This window comes from Mycobacterium europaeum, assembly GCF_002102155.1.
Classification (GTDB): Bacteria; Actinomycetota; Actinomycetes; order Mycobacteriales; family Mycobacteriaceae; genus Mycobacterium; species Mycobacterium europaeum.
Window position 1 is genome coordinate 86,920 of the sequence record NZ_LQOU01000016.1, and the last position, 15,101, is coordinate 102,020.

Here is a 15,101-nt window from a genome sequence, read left to right on the forward strand (position 1 = left end):
GGTCAGGTGTGTCCCCGAACGCGTGGGGACACACGGGGACACGCGCGGAACATGCTGCGCGCCTACCCCGACTAAACGTGTCCCCAAATCGGGTGGGACACATAGCAAGAAACCGCTGGTCGGACGTGTCCCCGCGGTGGGGTCTCTTATAAGAGAGACCCCTCCACACGCGGGACCGGGACACACGGTGCCGGCCCGGCGAAGGGACCGCTGATGACTAACGACACCACCGGTGACGATTGGGACCTCATCGCCCACTCGGTGAGCCTCGGGGATGTCGGTTTGACCGACTACCTTGCCGCCACAGCGGTCAGTGCCGATGGCAGCGCCTACCTGCTCCTGGCTCGACGTGACCGACTGGGCGACGACACCGCGCGCTACGACGCGGACTGCTCCGACATCGAGCACGAGCAGACCGGGCCTTTGCCGCTCGAGTACGTGCGTCGGATCACCATCAGCCGGCGCCGCCAACGCACCGAAGGAGCCGACCAGTGAGCAACGCGATCGCTGGGCTGCTCGCCGCTATCGGCGCCGCACCGGTATTGCCCGGTGCCCGATGCCGCGGCCGGTGGGCCGAGTTCGACGAAACCGACTGCGTTGAAACCATCGAGTACGCGCAACACATCTGCCGAAGCTGCCCAGCCCTCAAACCATGCCAGCAGTGGCTCAACGCACTACCACCCCGAAAGCGACCACTCGGCGTCATCGCCGGCCGCCTCAACACCGGGCAGCGGGGCCGACCACGAAAGGCCAAGAAATGACCGCCGACGACTGCCCGATCTGCGGCACCCCGAACCTGTTCGAGCCCGACAACATCGCCCGCCTGTGCTCCGAATGCGGAACACCGATTCGACCGAACACCCAACCCAACACCACGAAAGGGACACCGCGATGACCACCATCCACCACACCGTTTTTCCCGTCCTCGATGCACCACGGCTCTACGCCACCAACCTCCTACATCGCACCGTCAAGGACGATTTCGGCTACCTCGAGCCCTACATGAGCGAAACTGACTCGTGGTTCGCGTTGCCGCTACGCCTAGTCCACGACGACGCCGGAAGCTGGCACCTCGAGCTCGGCCCATACTCGCTTAACGGCACCGACGTCGAGCGCCTGCGCGAAACGATCGCCGCCTACGACCGGACCACAGTCGAATGAGTAAGCGACGCAACTCGCCGCGGCAGCGACCCCGCGCCTGCCCGCACTGCGGCCGCCCGATCGGACCCTTGCCGGCCAGCGGCCTCACGTGCCCAAGGAGTAACCGGTGACCCGGTCCCCCGAAAAAATCAGAGGGCAGGGGGTGGTGCGCGACCGCCACCAGGTCACTTCGCTCCCTCCCCAGGCCGATTTTCCACACTTCAAGGGGCAGTTGATTGATGGCTAGGAGAACTACGACGTCAACGAAATACGCTGGCGCACAGTGTAATTCGGTTGTATCTGCGGCGAAGACGGGAAGCAGATTGGCTGCTTTAGCGGCGTTGCGTGACGCGCTTGCCTGCGCGATCGACCAGTGCCAGTCCAAGCGTGACTTGGCCGCATTATCGCGACAGTTCACGAGCGTTTTGGAGCAGATCGATGCGTTACCGCCGCTCCCGAAGCGGCGTATCGCCGATGAGATCGCCGACCGCCGGGCGGCCAGGCGTGCACGGGCTGCGGGCGTGGATAGCGCAAAGGGGGAACAGTGAATCTGCTTGGACGTAAGCAGCTGCGGCCGGATGTGCGGCCATTCACCGGGAATGACCAGCTGATTCGGTTGGAGATCGGCTACATCGTGTTTGTGCTGGATCACAGCGAGGCGATCGACCTGGCGGCCCAGCTCGTCGCCGTCGTCGACAGACAGCGGGAAGGCATTGCACGCGATGGCCGACGATGACATACGGGCGCGATATCCGGGAATTTTCGCTGCGGTCCGGTTAAACACGATTCCGATCGACCTAGACCTCGTGCGCTACATCGTCCACTGGCTTGGCGACTACGCGCGGCTCAAGCAGCAGCCCGGACAGTCCGGCGTGCCGGAGGGCGTGCTTGCTGCCCAGCGTGCACTCGCGGAGGCGTATGCCGCCATCAGTGACTCGCGTCGACGCGAGGCGGATCGCCCGATGGCCACCGAGTTTCTAATCTCAGGCCATGACGCGCGCGTTGGGACAGACGAGGCCGCTGCCGAACTTGGGGTTTCAGCGGACACAGTCCGCTGGCATTACCGAAAGGGCAACCTCGATGGCCGCAAAGTCGGACGGCAGCTGATGGTCACCGTCGCGTCAATCGAGACGTTGAAAGCACGGCTCAACGAACAGAGAGGAGCCTAGACGTGGCAGAGAACATGGTAAACGTGCCCCGCACCGAAATCGTTCGGGTGCTTGGGCTTTCGGCTGATGTCGATGACAAGACTCTGCAGCGGGCGCTCGAGGTCCGACTCGCGGCTATCGAGGCCGACAAGGGTGCTGCTGCGGTGTCCGCGGCCGAGCAGCGGGCCCGCGCCGAAGACCGCAGCATTGTCATGGCCGCATACAACGTAGGCAAGATCCCCGCTAGCCGAATCGAGTTTTGGTGCGACGCCCTGCAGAAGGACCGCGCCGGAAACCGGTCGGTGATCGCGGCCCTGGCGCCGGCTCTGCCGCCACGCGAAAAGCTCGCTGCTGACGCGGACCTCGAGCGGACCCATCGCCAGGTGATGGCACGTTTGGGGATCATCCAGCAGCCGCCTGGACAGCAGCCGCCGCGGACAGTTGCTGCTGCGGCTCGCGTACCGCACCCGTACGACCCGTCGGTGCGGCCGCCTACCGACGATCTCGGCATCCCGCTTCCCGGGATTCCGCCACCGGTGCGGTACTACCAGGGCAAAGACCCCTCAACCTGGACGCCGGAGGAACAGTCGAATTGGTTCATGCATCGATTGGGTGGGCGCTTCGCGCAGGGCGTCCCGCGGCCGCCGCGTCGTGATGCCTGGTACCAGCCGACCGGCGTTGAACCCTACGAATTCGACGAGGCAGGCGGCGAGTGGCGCGCCAAGCAGAATTACCAGTCGAGAAGTGACGGGTAGGCATGGCGTTCACCCCTGAAGCCGGATATGGGCCGCGTGGTCCCGTCTACGCAGACGCCTTCGTCCCGCGCTACCGGGTCACATGCGCGCTGGTTATCCCGAAAGACCGTGAGGGGCGGCTTCATCACCGATACAAGGGGGAGTTGCTGGATTACCTCAACGATGAGCAGCGCGAGCGCTTCCTGCGCATGGGCCTCGTCGAGGAGATCAACGACACGCAGACTGCGCCTGCGCCCACCGACGTCCCGGGTCACAATACCGATCTCGTCGACGAGTGCATCGCTGCGCTCGACCGCCTCGGCGTAGCACCGGATGCCGGCGCGCCCACCTGCCGAACTGCCTTGCGTGACAGGGGACAGTCGTGGGGGAACGACACGATCGCGGCCGCTGTCCGCGAGCGGAAAGCGCGCGCAGCCGGAACAGCGTCATGAGACTTGTCCGCGTCCTTGATTCCGACGCGCGGACAGGCGGCACCGGCCACCTGCGACGAGGCGAAACTCGGAGGCCGCCCTGGCGCGGCGGCCGGTGCCGAAAACAAGAACCCACCCAGAAAGGGAAGTGAACCCATGCACATCGAAGCCACGACAATCGACACCACGCCGACACTCATCTATGCATCGAACTATCAAAGCGTCGCTCGGATCATCCAAAACAGCGGCAATGCACCGGTATTCATCGGCGACGCATCAGTGTCCGCCGACGGCGCGACACCAGCCCTGACGCTCGCACCCGGTGCAACCGTGACGATTCCCGGCGGCGGCTGCACGCTCTACGGAGTCGTTGCCTCCGGCACAGGCTCCGTGACCGTTCTCGCGGCGGGCTCTTCAGGTGCATAACGACGCGATGCAGCAGCATCGATTCGCGACGATGGCCACGCACCACGCTTTCATGGGCATGAGCGACCAGCCCGGACAGCACCGGCAGCAAGACCCCATGATTCAGCTGATCAACCAGTGCCACCGCGCGCGCACCGGACACGACGGCGGCATGAACTACATGCACGTCCCGTTCTAAGCACCCCGTGCAGCTGCGTAGTGCTGGCGAAGCCGCGGCAAGTCGCCGGGATATCCAAGCCCGATCGCATAGGTCACGATGAAATCTTCGTCGTAGCCGCCGGCGGCCACCGCTTTCAGCTTCTCCCGGAGCAAGCCGTGGGTAACGCCGTACGTGGTCGCGTTCGGAGCGCCCGTGAGTTCGTTCTCGTACCGCGAGAAAATCGTGTTCAGCTGCTCATCGAGTTCAGGGATGGGCTGCTCGTAGTCACCGGTCGCTGCGTTGAACGCACCGACGGCGCTGGCCCACCCGTGAAAGCTCGGAAAACCCGGGCCCCCCTCTTCCAACAAGATGATTCGCTGCCGATTCAACCCGGCCACAGCCTGCTCCCACTTCCGAACCGTCGGTTCCTGCGGCCAAACGATAATGATCGGGCCATCACCCGGCCGCCAGTTACTCGTGCCATCACCACGCGCGTTCTGGCGTTCCGCACCCTCCGTGAGGATCCTCAGCCCCTCAGGATTGCCCAACCGGTTTTGCAGCTGCGGGGTGACAATCAACCGCAGATCGAAGGTCTCGGCCAGGTGGTCGTGGGCCCAATCGATCAGTCGGTCCCAGGCGTCGCCGTCTGTCCATGCCGACGGCGGTAGCCACGCACCGGAATGCATTGCCTGGTACATGCGATCGTCCTGACTCATGTTGCTTCCTGCCTCGATTTTGAGGGCGGCGGCCGTCGTCCGACGCCCGAGAGTACGCGCGCGACGCCGTACAGATCTAGTACGGCCGACGCGCCACAAACAGACCGGCGCCGACCTCGGCCACCGAGTCATGGCGTGGCCTTAACACCGGCATGGTCGCATTGAGCCCGGTCCCACGGCGCCCGGTCACCGGTCCCACGGTCACCATCCAGCCACCCGCGCGCCAGCCCTCCCAGCAAACCCACCACCACCCCCCGCCGAAAAAATCGAGGGGGAGGGGGGCCAAGGCGACCGCCCCGACGTCGCTTTTTTGTGTGTACGGGGTGAAAAGTTTCGGGGAACCTGCCCACGCCGCGCAGAACAACAACAGGTCAGAAGCTTATTTCTGGCCTTTCCAGGTCGGCGGGATCTCCTCGGGGTCGGTCTTGGCCGGTCGGCGTGCGCCGGTTGCGTTAAGCTGTCGTCTTCGCTGTTGAGCGGAGTCCTGATTGGTCCCGCGATGCTCTCATTCCGGCGCTGGTTATCCCGCAAGTTTTACCTCTGGTCTTGCCGTATCTACGAGGACTGGCACGAAGTCACCCTTACCAGCGACACCGGCGAGCGCATCGAGTTCTGCTGCTACGGCGACCTCACCGGATCGTGGCCCGACCGCTGGGAATTCAACTGCTCATGCGCACAAGGCGAAACCTAAAGGGCCCTGGTCGTCGCGTGTTTAGAGGGTGACGAGTTTGCCGAGCTCGTGTCGTTGTTCATCGTCTGCAAGGATTCGTCGCGCTCGGATCAGGTGATCGGCGGCCGCGATCTCCCGGTCGTAAGTGCTTGGCGCTTCGGTGCCGTGGGAACGGGAAAACCACGCTGAAACTTCAGCCCATGAATACAGTGACCACTGTCCGGTCGACAGTGGAGTCGGGAAACCGCCGCGGCCGCGTTTACCACCCGCTATGAGTCGAACCGACTCATAGGTGCGCCCGAGCCGGGATGCGATGTCACGCAACGACACCAGATCATCAGAGGCGATCCCAGTGACGATCAGACCGGCTGATTCGACGTCTTTGACGGCGCCCAAGAGCGCTGTAGCGAAGGAATCCGCTTCGCGGTAGACGTGCACGACGTTGACGCCTGTGCCGCCTTCGGGCACCAGGTCGCCGTCGGCGATCTCGAATAGGTTGTCGGCCATTTCGGTGGGATCGCGGTCGACGGCCAATGCGAATTCGTAGTTCATCATGTGTGCTCTCTGTGTCGTCTGGTGAATGCGCGGATGAGTTTCGCGCCGTGTTCGGGGTTTTTCCCGGTGGAGTACACGGCGATGCGCTGACCGCATGGGCAGCGCACCCATCCCCACGTGTGTCCGCTGGTTTCGGTAATGCTGAGCCCGGCGGATTCGGCTTCATCGAGAGCGTTGCGGATCTCTTTGTGAGGATGCCGACCCATGTTGCAACTATACAACACGCTGTTGGGAGTGTGCAACAACACATGTAGGTGTGTGTGAACGACGTGGCCCACTCGCGCTGACGCGAGCAGTTGGCGTCTCTGCGCCGATTGGTCTCTAGCGTTTGAGACGGGCGCTCAAGCGCCCGGGATCTCACGCGAGGCGGTGGTCGGAATTCCTGTCTATCTCGATGTTGTTTCTCGTCTTGATGAGCGGGCCATGGTCGCGGCGTCGCGCCGGTTGATTGATGAGTTCGCTCATGCTGGTAACCAGATTTCGCGCGGGTTGGGGTCGTCGCTGGCCAATGCGTTGGGTGCTGTTGACGGAAGCGCGGCGCGGCGTGAGTTCTTGATGTTGGAGCAGGCTGCGCGGCGCGCTGCGGATGTGCAGGAGGACGCTGCGCGGCGTGAAGTGCGGGCGTTGGGTCAGGTGCAGTTCGCTCAGGCGCGCCTCAATGAGGTTACCGCGAAATACGGGGCGGACAGCAGTAAAGCGCTCGCGGCGAATGTGGGTTTGGCGGATGCGAACGCGCGCGCTGCGAGGGCTCAGCGTGATCACGCCGAGGCTGTAGCTGCGGGCGCGGCCGCGCATAGCCAGTTCACGAAAGCTGCTGGTGGAAGCGCTGATTCGCTGAACACGCTGCAGAAGATCGGGGCAAATCCGGTATTCAACGCCGTCGGTATCGGCTCCGTCGCGGCGATGGGCGTGGGACTCGTTGACTTCGGCCGCAAGGCTGGGGATTTCCAGCAGCAGATGATTCGTCTGCAAGCCTCGGCTGGTGAGTTGCCGCAGAACATGAAGACCGTGTCGGACGGGATCTTGAAGATGGCCGGCGCCGTCGGCTATTCAACGTCCGATCTCGCGAACGGCATGTACACCGTGGAAAAGGCCGGTTACCGCGGCGCGGACGGTCTGAAGGTGCTTAAGTCCGCCGCGCAGCTCGCGAAAGCGGAGAACGCCGACCTGGGTGAAGTCCTGAACGGGTTGACGACCTCGATGAATGACTACAACATCCCCGTTGAGCAGGCAGCGGTGCAGGCATCCAAGCTGAATGTTGCTGTGTCGCTGGCTAAGACAAACCTGCAGGAGTTCTCGGGGGCGCTGCACAGTGTTGAGCCGGTCGCGATGACCGCTCATGTCGGCATCGACCAGGTCTATGGTTCGTTGGCGCGGTTGACGCAGTCTGGTATGTCACCGGATCAAGCGTCGCAGAACTTGGCCCAGACGATCCGTAATTTCATGGGTCCGAATCAACAGATGCGTGACGCGCTAGGCAAACTCGGCCTGAGCGCGCATCAATTGCAGACCGAGCTGGGTGATCCGAGCGTGGGTCTCGATGGTGTCCTACAGCAGGTAGCGGACCGTATCCGGCAACTCGGCGGCCCGAACGGTCAGGTCGCGATCGACGCGTTCTACAAGAATGCTGATGCATCGCAAGCGCTCAAGCAGGCGTATGACGCGTTGTCGCCGTCGGCGAAGGCGACTGCGGATGCTATCAACGCGGGCAACATCGACTTCAAGGCGATCCGGCAGGCCAAGGAGATCGATCCTGCGCTGGCGCAGTGGGATTCGATGCGCCAGAAGGTTGAAGGGCTGAGTTCGAATCTGCGGAAGTTGCAGCCGGATTTGGAGACGATACAGCAGCTGTTCAAGGAGACAACCGGGGGCGCCGAGACCCTGAATGTGCTCTCACAGTTGTTCGGGACGCCGGAAGATGCGCAGAAGACCACGGACGCGGTCAAACAGATCGGCGCCGCGACGACCGACGCCAAGGGCGATGTTCTGGGTTTCGGGGAGACCATGGAAGGTCTCAACGCCAAGATGGACCAGGCGAAGTCGGCGTTCGGCGCTGCGGAGTCTGAGATCGGTGCAACGTTCGTCCCTGTCCTGCTTGAGGTCGCCAAGGATGCCAAGTGGGTTGGTGACGAGCTGGCTAAGCATCCTGGTATCGCGCACGGGGTTGTGACTGGTTTGGAAGCGATTGGCTCTGCGTGGCTTGCGATTAAAGCGATCAACATTGCGTCCACCATCCTCGGGCCGATCACTTCGGGTCTGGGCACGATGGCAGCGGCTGAGGATGGCGCGGCGGTGTCTGCTGGTGGGTTGCGGGGCGCGTTGGCGGGGATCGCTGGTGCTGCGGGACCTGTTAATGCTGCCATCGTCGGCGCGGAGCAACTTCGGAGCTCGTCGGAGCAGAGCAGTAATCCGTGGTTTCACAACATTGGGTACGGATTAACACACAACCCTGTTTCGCCCTACGGGCTGTTCAACCTTGCGACGGGGCGCGCGGCTGGCGGTGCGGTGCATGGCCGCGGGCCGACTGGGGTTGATTCGGTTCCGGCGTTGCTGGCGCCCGGTGAGCATGTGTTGACTCATCACGAGGTGCAGGCGATGGGCGGCCATGCGGGGGTGTATGCGTTCCGCCGGGATTTGATGAACGGGTTGGTGTTGCACCGCTCCGGTGGTGGGCCCGGGTTTGATGATGGTGGGCCGTTGGGGCGTTTGTATCAGGAGGCGCAGGCCCTCAACGGTGGCCGTTATGTGTGGGGGACGACGGACTGCTCAGGTGCGGTGTCGCTTTTGGTGGACGCCGCGGTGGGCGGCGGGGGCCGGATGAACACGGGCAACGCTGCACAGTGGTTGACCGCGCGGGGTTTTCAGCCGGGGTTGGGTCCTGCGGGGTCGCTGCAGATCGGTTGGTACAACGGTGGCCCTGGTGGTGGGCATATGGCGGCCACGTTGCCGGATGGCACGCATTTCGAATCGGGTGGCCAGCACGGGGGGATCATGCTGGGGGGCTCGGCCGCGGGCGCGGAGTCCAGCGAGTTCACCAACCACATGTATTTGCCGATACAGGGGCTCTACCCTGACGGCCCTGCTGGCGGCGGTGGTGGTGGTTACGGCGGTCCCAGCGGCATGGGAGCCGGTTTCGGTGGCGGCGCGGGCGGTTTCGGTGGTGGTGCGGGCGGCATGGGCGGTGGGGGCTATTACAGCCAGGACCCGGCCAAGGTGCAGGCCGCTGATGACCGCTACGCGCGGGCTCAGGAGCGGCTGGCTGAGGCTAAAGAGCGTGAGGCTGAGGTCGAGAAGAACCCGAAGGCCAAGGAGTCCGAGCGGATGCGGGCTCGTGATGAGTTGGCGGATGCGCAGCGGCAGCTGACGGCGGCCGAGGGTGAACGTGCTGAGGCGATGCGGGGCACGTTCCACCACGGGCGCGGCGGTGGGAACCCGTTTTTGCCGGTGCCGTTGGGAAGCAACTTTGGGCTCGGTAAGGGACTGCCGGGGTTAGCGGAATGGGCTGTCGGGTTCCTTGAGGATTTGGTGTTGGGTCCGTTGGAGACGGCGGCGTGGTCCGCAATCGGCGGCGCACCCGACGCCGGCGCGGGCGCGGGAGGGCCAGGTGCCGGCGGTTTCGGCGCGGACCGGTTCGGTTATCCGAACGTGCCGCCAGGGACTTTCGGCCCCGGCGGGGATGTGGGCGCCCCCGACCTGGGGGGACCGTCCCGCGACAACACCGCCAGCGCGGCCGGTGGTGGATCTAGTGCTGGTGCAGGCGGATCCGGCGGCAGTGACCAGTCCGCGCCGGTTGACCTGAGCGGGCCGCTGACCGCTGATCAGATCGCGCAGCTCTCCCCCCATCAGCAACGACAGCTGATGCGCGGCGCATTCGCGCATCCCGCACCGGCAGCCACACCGCCGCCCGCTCCTGCGCCGCGTTTCGACAGCCCAAGCCCGTTCGACTTGCTGCTCGCCGGCCCGACTCAAGGGCGCAGTCCAGGTTTCCAGCCGGGCGCCGGTCTAGGACCAGACGACAGCAACATCCCGGGGCTGACTCCGTGGGGTCTGGCTGGCCGCGGCGCCCAGGTGACCAACGACTGGTTGCGCGGCAACCCGTTCGGAATGTCCGGCATCGGCGGTGCGCGGCCCGGCTTCCACCAGATGCAGGTGCCGCCCTATACGCCACCGCCCGCGCCGCCTCCGCCTCCGCAGCCCGGGTTGCCTCCCGAAACCGCGAATTTCTTCGTACCCGGCTCACATTTCGCGACCGGGGGCCCGTCGGGTACGGACACGATCCCGGCGTGGCTGTCGCCTGATGAGTATGTCGAGCCGAAGTCGGCGGTCGACCGCTACGGCACCGGGTTCATGAACGAACTGCGTCAGGGGCGGATCGATCCCTCATCGGTGCGCTATTACGCGCCTGGGGGGTCGACGAACGAACCGTCGGACCAGCAGGCGCCGCCGCAGCCGCAGAACATGGTGAAGGCTCCGGGCGCTCCGGGTGGTCCGCAGATCGAGAAGCCCACTGGTGCGCCGAAACCTGGTCAGCCGGCCGGGCCCAAGCCCTCCGGTGGTGGGGCGACCTCGATCAACGACAAAGGGGTTTCGGCGTTGACGACGCCGGGCGCTGATGCCCAGCAACCCGGCACCGGCCAACCCTCACAGCCGGGGATCGGCTTCTCAGGCGGCCTGATCGGCGGCCTTGAGGGCGCGGCGACGTCCGCCGCGGCGATGGGCGCAGATATGGGTTCATTCGGCGCGGCCGGCGGCGCGGTGTCCTCGGTGATGAACGTCGGGTTCCAAGAGCTGAACCGGGCCGCGGCCGCCGGAGCGCAGGACGCCGGTATCGGTGTCGAGGCGCTCCTGGAGGCGTTGATCCCCGACGCTGGCGGCAGCAGCTCGGACTGGTCGAAAACCATCCCCGGACGGCTGCTGATGGGCATCACCGGTGTGCGGCCCGCAGCGTCGCAGAACACCGCCGGCCAAACCCAGCAGCCGTTCGCGTCCAACGCATCGGACGACAAGTACGCCAACGGCGGCGGGGGCGGTAACACGCAGGCCGGATCCCCGATTCAGATCCTCGGTCCGGTGCATGTGCACGCCGACAACACCAGCCAGCTGCACTCGGAGCTGAATCAGCAGACGTCGATGGCGACCCGCACGGTGGGGGCCAGTCGGTCGTGAGTATGTGGCCGCGGATGAGGACCGGAGACAACAATGTTCGCTGCTAGGAATTTCCTGTTGGCGCACCAGGCGCCCGCTGTAGCGCCGATCTTCGATGCCATAGGGGGCGGTGGGGGCGGACTGGGATCGTTCTCATTCAGCCACACCGCGGCGCTCGGCGCCGACATCTTCGTCGATGTCACCTATGACCGCGCCGGGGGATCTGTTACCGGGGTCAGTTACAACGGGCGGGCGTTGACGGCGCTGCCCGGCGCCAGTGTCGCTCACGACGGCAATGGTGGCTACGGGTACACGGTGCGTTTCCATTTGGCCGGTGCGGGAACGGGAAGCGCAGCAACGGTTGGGGTTTCCATCTCGGGTGGCGCGTGGTACATCGGTAACTCGATCTCGATCAAGGGCGTCCATTCTGTCGGGTCCGCGCTGACCGCTTACGGCGCGCCGGGCGCTATGTCGCAGATCGTTTCAGCGTCTGCGTCGCAACTGATCCTGCAGTCATTCGGATGGGGCGCGGGCAGCTCGACCGTCTCCGCGTTGTCCGGGATGTCTGGCGGCGTGGCGCACTACAACGGCACAGACGGCGGTGCTGGGTTAGCGATCAGTACCGCAACCGGGGGGGGGGGGCAACATTCGCTGCGACAGGCGGCGCGTACGACTACTGGGGCGGTATCGCCCACGTGCTGTCGTAACCCCGCGACGGGGTGGATGTGTGCGGGCCGTCCGGGTTTCGGGGTAGGTCTGATCCACCCGTCACCGCGATCGGGGTGGTCGGGCGCCGTGGCGCAATTCGATCCACACCAGGCCCACGACGCTGATCGCGGCGATCTCGCAGACCGCGGCCGCAGCCGCCATCGCAATGCGCTGCATGACGGCCTCAGTTCCCTTCGTATTGCGGGCAGTAGGCGGCCAACGCGACGTTGACCATCCCCGATGTCTGCCACGGGGTGAAGGTGGGATCGTTGCGCTGCACCTCGTCGACGACCTGCGAGCGTGACATGCCGTGGGCGAAGCCACCGCAGATACTGCGGGCGCCCGCCTCGGCGACATCCCAGTTGATGATCCGAATGCCGGGGATGCCCGAGACTCCCTCGCGGAAGATTTGATCGGCGTCGCGCGGTGCCGGGGCTTGCGCGGGAGCGGGAGGGGGCGGGGCCTGAACAGTTACGGTCACGGGGGGTGCTGGCGTGACGGTCACCGTCGGGGGCGCGGCTGCGGGCGTGTCCACGACGGGAGGCGATGTCGCAATCGGTGGAAGCGCGGCTGCTGGTTTCGTCGCGACGGGCCCCAGGGTGCCACCTTGGAGTTCGGTGTCGGTCGACTCGTGCCGTGACAAGGTTGTGATGAGCGCGGCGCCTATGCCGCAAAGCACTGCGATCGCGGCAGCGGCGACCAGGGCCGCGCGCCACGACTCATGCGGCCGGACCTCCTCATCGTCGCCCGAATCGGCTAGGGACCACGCCAGCTCGGGCGCCGCTTCCGTCGCCACCGGCGGCACGATAGTGGTTTCCGCGCCGCCCGCGCCATCGTCATCCCACGCCGCGGTTTCATCGTCGCCTGGGACTGCCGCGGCCTCATCGGACGCGGCGTTGTCGGTCATGGACGCTGTCCTAGCAGCCCAGCATCACAGTCGCGGCGCTGTAAACGGATATCGCGGCGCCTGACGACACCGACAGATCCTGCTCGACCATGCGAATCGCATCTTGGTCTGTCGCACCTTGCGAAACTGCGCTGCAGACCTTGTACCCCTCGTCGAGTAGCTGTTGGCTGCTGTGGGTGCTGACCAGATAGCTTTCGTTCTGCAGGTAGTTGAGGTACTCGTCGTTGTCGGCGCGGGCGCACGGCGCTCCCGCCAACGCGATTACGGCGACTGCGGCGGCCAGAGTGATTGCGTGGCGTGTCACGAATCGGCATCCTATGACCTCCTTGTTGTACGCGTGAGCAGTTTCGAGGCGCTGCTGCCTGCGTCACACTCACGGAAGCCCGGCGCGTCATCACGCGCTGGCCGCGGCTGCGGATCTCGTCATCATCGACGGCGGTCACGATGCGCTGCCCGCGATGACGCCGGCACCGATGTGAGTGGCCGCGGCGGCCCGCCGCATCGCATCGTCGGTGATCTTGGTGTAGATCGCGGTGGTCGTCGGCGATGCATGACCGAGCAGTTCCTGCACGGCCCGGATGTCGCCCGTGGCTTGATAGGCGACGGTTCCGAACCGGTGCCGCAACGTGTGAGCTGTCCAGTCTCCGGGCAGCGCCTGGTCGATCAGCTTTCCGAGCCGCCCGGGCGAGATCGGTTCGTCTGCCGATTTCCACCCGGCGCGCACCCGCGTCGGAAAGATGTACTCGGTTCGAATGGCGAGCAGCTGACCGGCGAGCTCATCGGAGATCGGCACTATCCGCTCGTGGCCGCCCTTGCCGACGACGTGGATGCGGTAGTCCCCTCGGCTGCCCTCGACGTCGATGGGTTTGGCGCGGGCGAGTTCGACGCGCCGCATCCCCGTCTCAGCGGCCAGCCGTATAGCAAGGCGCACCTTGGTGTCCGTGATCGATTCGAGGGCTTTGGTCAGTACCTCGTCGGGGCACGGCCGGGGTAGCGATCGCGGGATTCGGACCGTGGGCAAGCTGCGCGCGGGGTCGTCGCGGCGGTGTCCTTCTTGCGCCAGTAGCCGGAAGAACAACCGGAACGTCGATTGCACCGCGTGGAAGGTGCGTGGCTGCCAATCCTCGTTACCGCTGAAGTAATAAATCAGATCGGTACGCGTGACCTCGAGCGGGCTTAGGTCTGGGTGGCGACGCGCGAACGTGGCCAGGTGCGCGCAACGTGTCTGGATGGTCCGCGGGGTTCGCTTAGCGGCCTTCTGCTCGGCCACGAACAGGCTGATCCACGGCTCCCACAACACCGGAACCGGATCCGGCGACGGCCCAGGCGCCCGCAGCGGCGTCCGCGCCGCAAGCCACGCCTCGACTTCCTCAAGGGTGCCAGCCAACACGATTTTACCTGCAGGGTCGAGAAGGTAATACTCCGTGTTCCGTTGGCTGAGAACGAGGTTGAGTTGCTTTGCGCGGTACCGATCGCGGCGCACCCGATTGGTGCTACTCATCGCGCACCGCCTGCCGATAGCGAGTCCAGCTCGTCGGCGGCATCGACTAGCAGCGCGGCAAATTCGCGGGCATTGGCCGCTGTCATGCTCCCGTCGCGGGCGGTGTCCTGGGCGAGAATGAACCGCTCGACACGACCGTCATCGTCGTGCTGAATACCGACGATCTCGACCGAGAACGTCCCGGCGGTTCGGACGGAGCACGTGTACATGCGGGCATGACCGCCGCCTTGCCATTCCTCCCACTCGGCGACATCACCCGCAGCGTCCGAGGGCAGCGGGACATCGGCGCAGAGCGCCTGAGTGATGTTGTGCCGGGCCATTGCCCGCGCGCAATTCAACTGGCTCTGAGGCGAATACACCCCTGGGGGAATCTGCTCGCGCTCGCAGTATTCAAGCTCGGCGATCTGCTTGGGTGTCAGCTGGTCGGCCAACTCCCGCCAGGAGACCGCGTTGTCGTCATGCGCGGTGCTCATCGCCGGGCCTCGATCTCATCCGCGGCAGCCACCAACGCTGCGGCCAGCTGCCGCACTGCCTCGGGCTCCAACATCTCCTCGTCGGCCCCGGGTCGCGTGTCGACGGTCACCCACCGGCGGCAAGTGCTGTTGGAGCGCTGCTGACCGTGCACCCGGATCGCGAAGCCGGCGCACTCACGCACCGTCGCATCGAATACCCGGGCAGCGAGGCCGTCTCGGTGCGCGGCCCAGCCATAAACCTCGGTGGCATCCGGCGGCGCGGTGACGTTCTGGGTGGTGTCGACAGATAGAGAGGAAGAAGTGTTCATGCCTTGACGCTCCTCAGGTTGTCCCGAGGGCGCCTACATGATCTGGCATGTATCTGGCACGCAGGCGGATCTGAGCTTCAAAAATATGATCTGAACTGCA

Annotated in this window: 16 protein-coding genes; 9 read left to right on the top strand and 7 right to left on the bottom strand. The window is 65.1% G+C overall.

Annotated features, from left to right (window positions below; translation table 11 throughout):
* Positions 1–213: 213 nt before the first annotated feature.
* The 8 genes from AWC03_RS08480 (at position 214) to AWC03_RS08515 (ending at position 4,057) form a co-directional block, all read left to right on the top strand.
* Entirely contained in the window at positions 214–495 is a 282-nt protein-coding gene (locus AWC03_RS08480; protein WP_085240068.1) for a hypothetical protein, read from the top strand.
* Positions 496–891: 396 nt separating this feature from the next.
* Positions 892–1,161, top strand: coding sequence for a hypothetical protein (locus AWC03_RS08490; RefSeq protein WP_142278350.1), 270 nt, complete (start codon positions 892–894; stop codon positions 1,159–1,161).
* 523 nt (positions 1,162–1,684) lie between these two features.
* Positions 1,685–1,876 (top strand): hypothetical protein, encoded by a 192-nt coding sequence (locus AWC03_RS26825; protein ID WP_142278351.1) that lies wholly within the window; start codon positions 1,685–1,687, stop codon positions 1,874–1,876.
* Positions 1,863–2,309 (top strand): helix-turn-helix domain-containing protein, encoded by a 447-nt coding sequence (locus tag AWC03_RS08500; protein WP_085240072.1) that lies wholly within the window; start codon positions 1,863–1,865, stop codon positions 2,307–2,309. Before AWC03_RS26825 ends, AWC03_RS08500 begins: the two co-directional genes overlap by 14 nt.
* Positions 2,310–2,311: 2 nt before the next feature.
* A complete protein-coding gene (locus tag AWC03_RS27810) occupies positions 2,312–3,043 on the top strand; it encodes a hypothetical protein (RefSeq protein ID WP_249025849.1) in 732 nt (243 codons plus the stop codon).
* Positions 3,044–3,045: 2 nt separating this feature from the next.
* Positions 3,046–3,474, top strand: coding sequence for a hypothetical protein (locus tag AWC03_RS08510; protein ID WP_249025850.1), 429 nt, complete (start codon positions 3,046–3,048; stop codon positions 3,472–3,474).
* A gap of 135 nt (positions 3,475–3,609) precedes the next feature.
* The gene (locus AWC03_RS26830) at positions 3,610–3,879 is read left to right on the top strand and encodes a hypothetical protein (protein ID WP_142278352.1); all 270 of its coding nucleotides are present in this window, start codon (positions 3,610–3,612) and stop codon (positions 3,877–3,879) included.
* Between the two features lie 7 nt (positions 3,880–3,886).
* Complete coding sequence (locus AWC03_RS08515; RefSeq protein WP_249025851.1) at positions 3,887–4,057, top strand: hypothetical protein; 171 nt, start codon at positions 3,887–3,889, stop codon at positions 4,055–4,057.
* Here the strand turns inward: AWC03_RS08515 and AWC03_RS08520 are convergent.
* Positions 4,054–4,734 carry a hypothetical protein gene (locus AWC03_RS08520; RefSeq protein WP_085240074.1) on the bottom strand — a complete coding sequence of 227 codons (681 nt, stop codon included), beginning with the start codon at positions 4,732–4,734 and terminating at the stop codon, positions 4,054–4,056. The genes AWC03_RS08515 and AWC03_RS08520 overlap by 4 nt on opposite strands.
* Before the next feature lie 712 nt (positions 4,735–5,446).
* Positions 5,447–5,956: a hypothetical protein gene (locus AWC03_RS08530; RefSeq protein WP_085240170.1), complete on the bottom strand. Its 510-nt coding sequence runs from the start codon at positions 5,954–5,956 to the stop codon at positions 5,447–5,449.
* Positions 5,957–6,382: 426 nt separating this feature from the next.
* Between AWC03_RS08530 and AWC03_RS28100 the strand changes: the two genes are divergently transcribed.
* Complete coding sequence (locus AWC03_RS28100) at positions 6,383–11,125, top strand: phage tail tape measure protein (protein ID WP_085240076.1); 4,743 nt, start codon at positions 6,383–6,385, stop codon at positions 11,123–11,125.
* An 871-nt stretch (positions 11,126–11,996) separates the two neighbouring features.
* Here the strand turns inward: AWC03_RS28100 and AWC03_RS08540 are convergent.
* From AWC03_RS08540 to AWC03_RS08560, 5 genes are all read right to left on the bottom strand, one after another.
* Positions 11,997–12,719 (bottom strand): DUF732 domain-containing protein, encoded by a 723-nt coding sequence (locus AWC03_RS08540; protein WP_085240077.1) that lies wholly within the window; start codon positions 12,717–12,719, stop codon positions 11,997–11,999.
* 10 nt (positions 12,720–12,729) lie between these two features.
* Complete coding sequence (locus tag AWC03_RS08545) at positions 12,730–13,023, bottom strand: DUF732 domain-containing protein (protein ID WP_158089958.1); 294 nt, start codon at positions 13,021–13,023, stop codon at positions 12,730–12,732.
* Positions 13,024–13,158: 135 nt separating this feature from the next.
* On the bottom strand, positions 13,159–14,220 hold the full coding sequence (locus tag AWC03_RS08550; protein WP_085240079.1) for a tyrosine-type recombinase/integrase: 1,062 nt from the start codon (positions 14,218–14,220) through the stop codon (positions 13,159–13,161).
* Complete coding sequence (locus AWC03_RS08555; RefSeq protein ID WP_085240080.1) at positions 14,217–14,693, bottom strand: hypothetical protein; 477 nt, start codon at positions 14,691–14,693, stop codon at positions 14,217–14,219. The genes AWC03_RS08550 and AWC03_RS08555 overlap by 4 nt, the downstream gene beginning before the upstream one ends.
* Positions 14,690–15,001, bottom strand: coding sequence for a hypothetical protein (locus AWC03_RS08560; RefSeq protein WP_249025852.1), 312 nt, complete (start codon positions 14,999–15,001; stop codon positions 14,690–14,692). The genes AWC03_RS08555 and AWC03_RS08560 overlap by 4 nt, the downstream gene beginning before the upstream one ends.
* Positions 15,002–15,101: the final 100 nt, after the last annotated feature.

Coding starts and splice junctions, on each gene's coding strand:
- AWC03_RS08520 (WP_085240074.1), bottom strand. CDS start 4,734: ATGAGTCAGGACGATCGCATGTACCAGGCAATGCATTCCGGTGCGTGG.
- AWC03_RS28100 (WP_085240076.1), top strand. CDS start 6,383: ATGGTCGCGGCGTCGCGCCGGTTGATTGATGAGTTCGCTCATGCTGGT.
- AWC03_RS08515 (WP_249025851.1), top strand. CDS start 3,887: ATGCAGCAGCATCGATTCGCGACGATGGCCACGCACCACGCTTTCATG.
- AWC03_RS08555 (WP_085240080.1), bottom strand. CDS start 14,693: ATGAGCACCGCGCATGACGACAACGCGGTCTCCTGGCGGGAGTTGGCC.
- AWC03_RS08530 (WP_085240170.1), bottom strand. CDS start 5,956: ATGAACTACGAATTCGCATTGGCCGTCGACCGCGATCCCACCGAAATG.
- AWC03_RS08560 (WP_249025852.1), bottom strand. CDS start 15,001: ATGAACACTTCTTCCTCTCTATCTGTCGACACCACCCAGAACGTCACC.
- AWC03_RS08480 (WP_085240068.1), top strand. CDS start 214: ATGACTAACGACACCACCGGTGACGATTGGGACCTCATCGCCCACTCG.
- AWC03_RS08500 (WP_085240072.1), top strand. CDS start 1,863: ATGGCCGACGATGACATACGGGCGCGATATCCGGGAATTTTCGCTGCG.
- AWC03_RS26830 (WP_142278352.1), top strand. CDS start 3,610: ATGCACATCGAAGCCACGACAATCGACACCACGCCGACACTCATCTAT.
- AWC03_RS08490 (WP_142278350.1), top strand. CDS start 892: ATGACCACCATCCACCACACCGTTTTTCCCGTCCTCGATGCACCACGG.
- AWC03_RS08540 (WP_085240077.1), bottom strand. CDS start 12,719: ATGACCGACAACGCCGCGTCCGATGAGGCCGCGGCAGTCCCAGGCGAC.
- AWC03_RS08550 (WP_085240079.1), bottom strand. CDS start 14,220: ATGAGTAGCACCAATCGGGTGCGCCGCGATCGGTACCGCGCAAAGCAA.
- AWC03_RS08510 (WP_249025850.1), top strand. CDS start 3,046: ATGGCGTTCACCCCTGAAGCCGGATATGGGCCGCGTGGTCCCGTCTAC.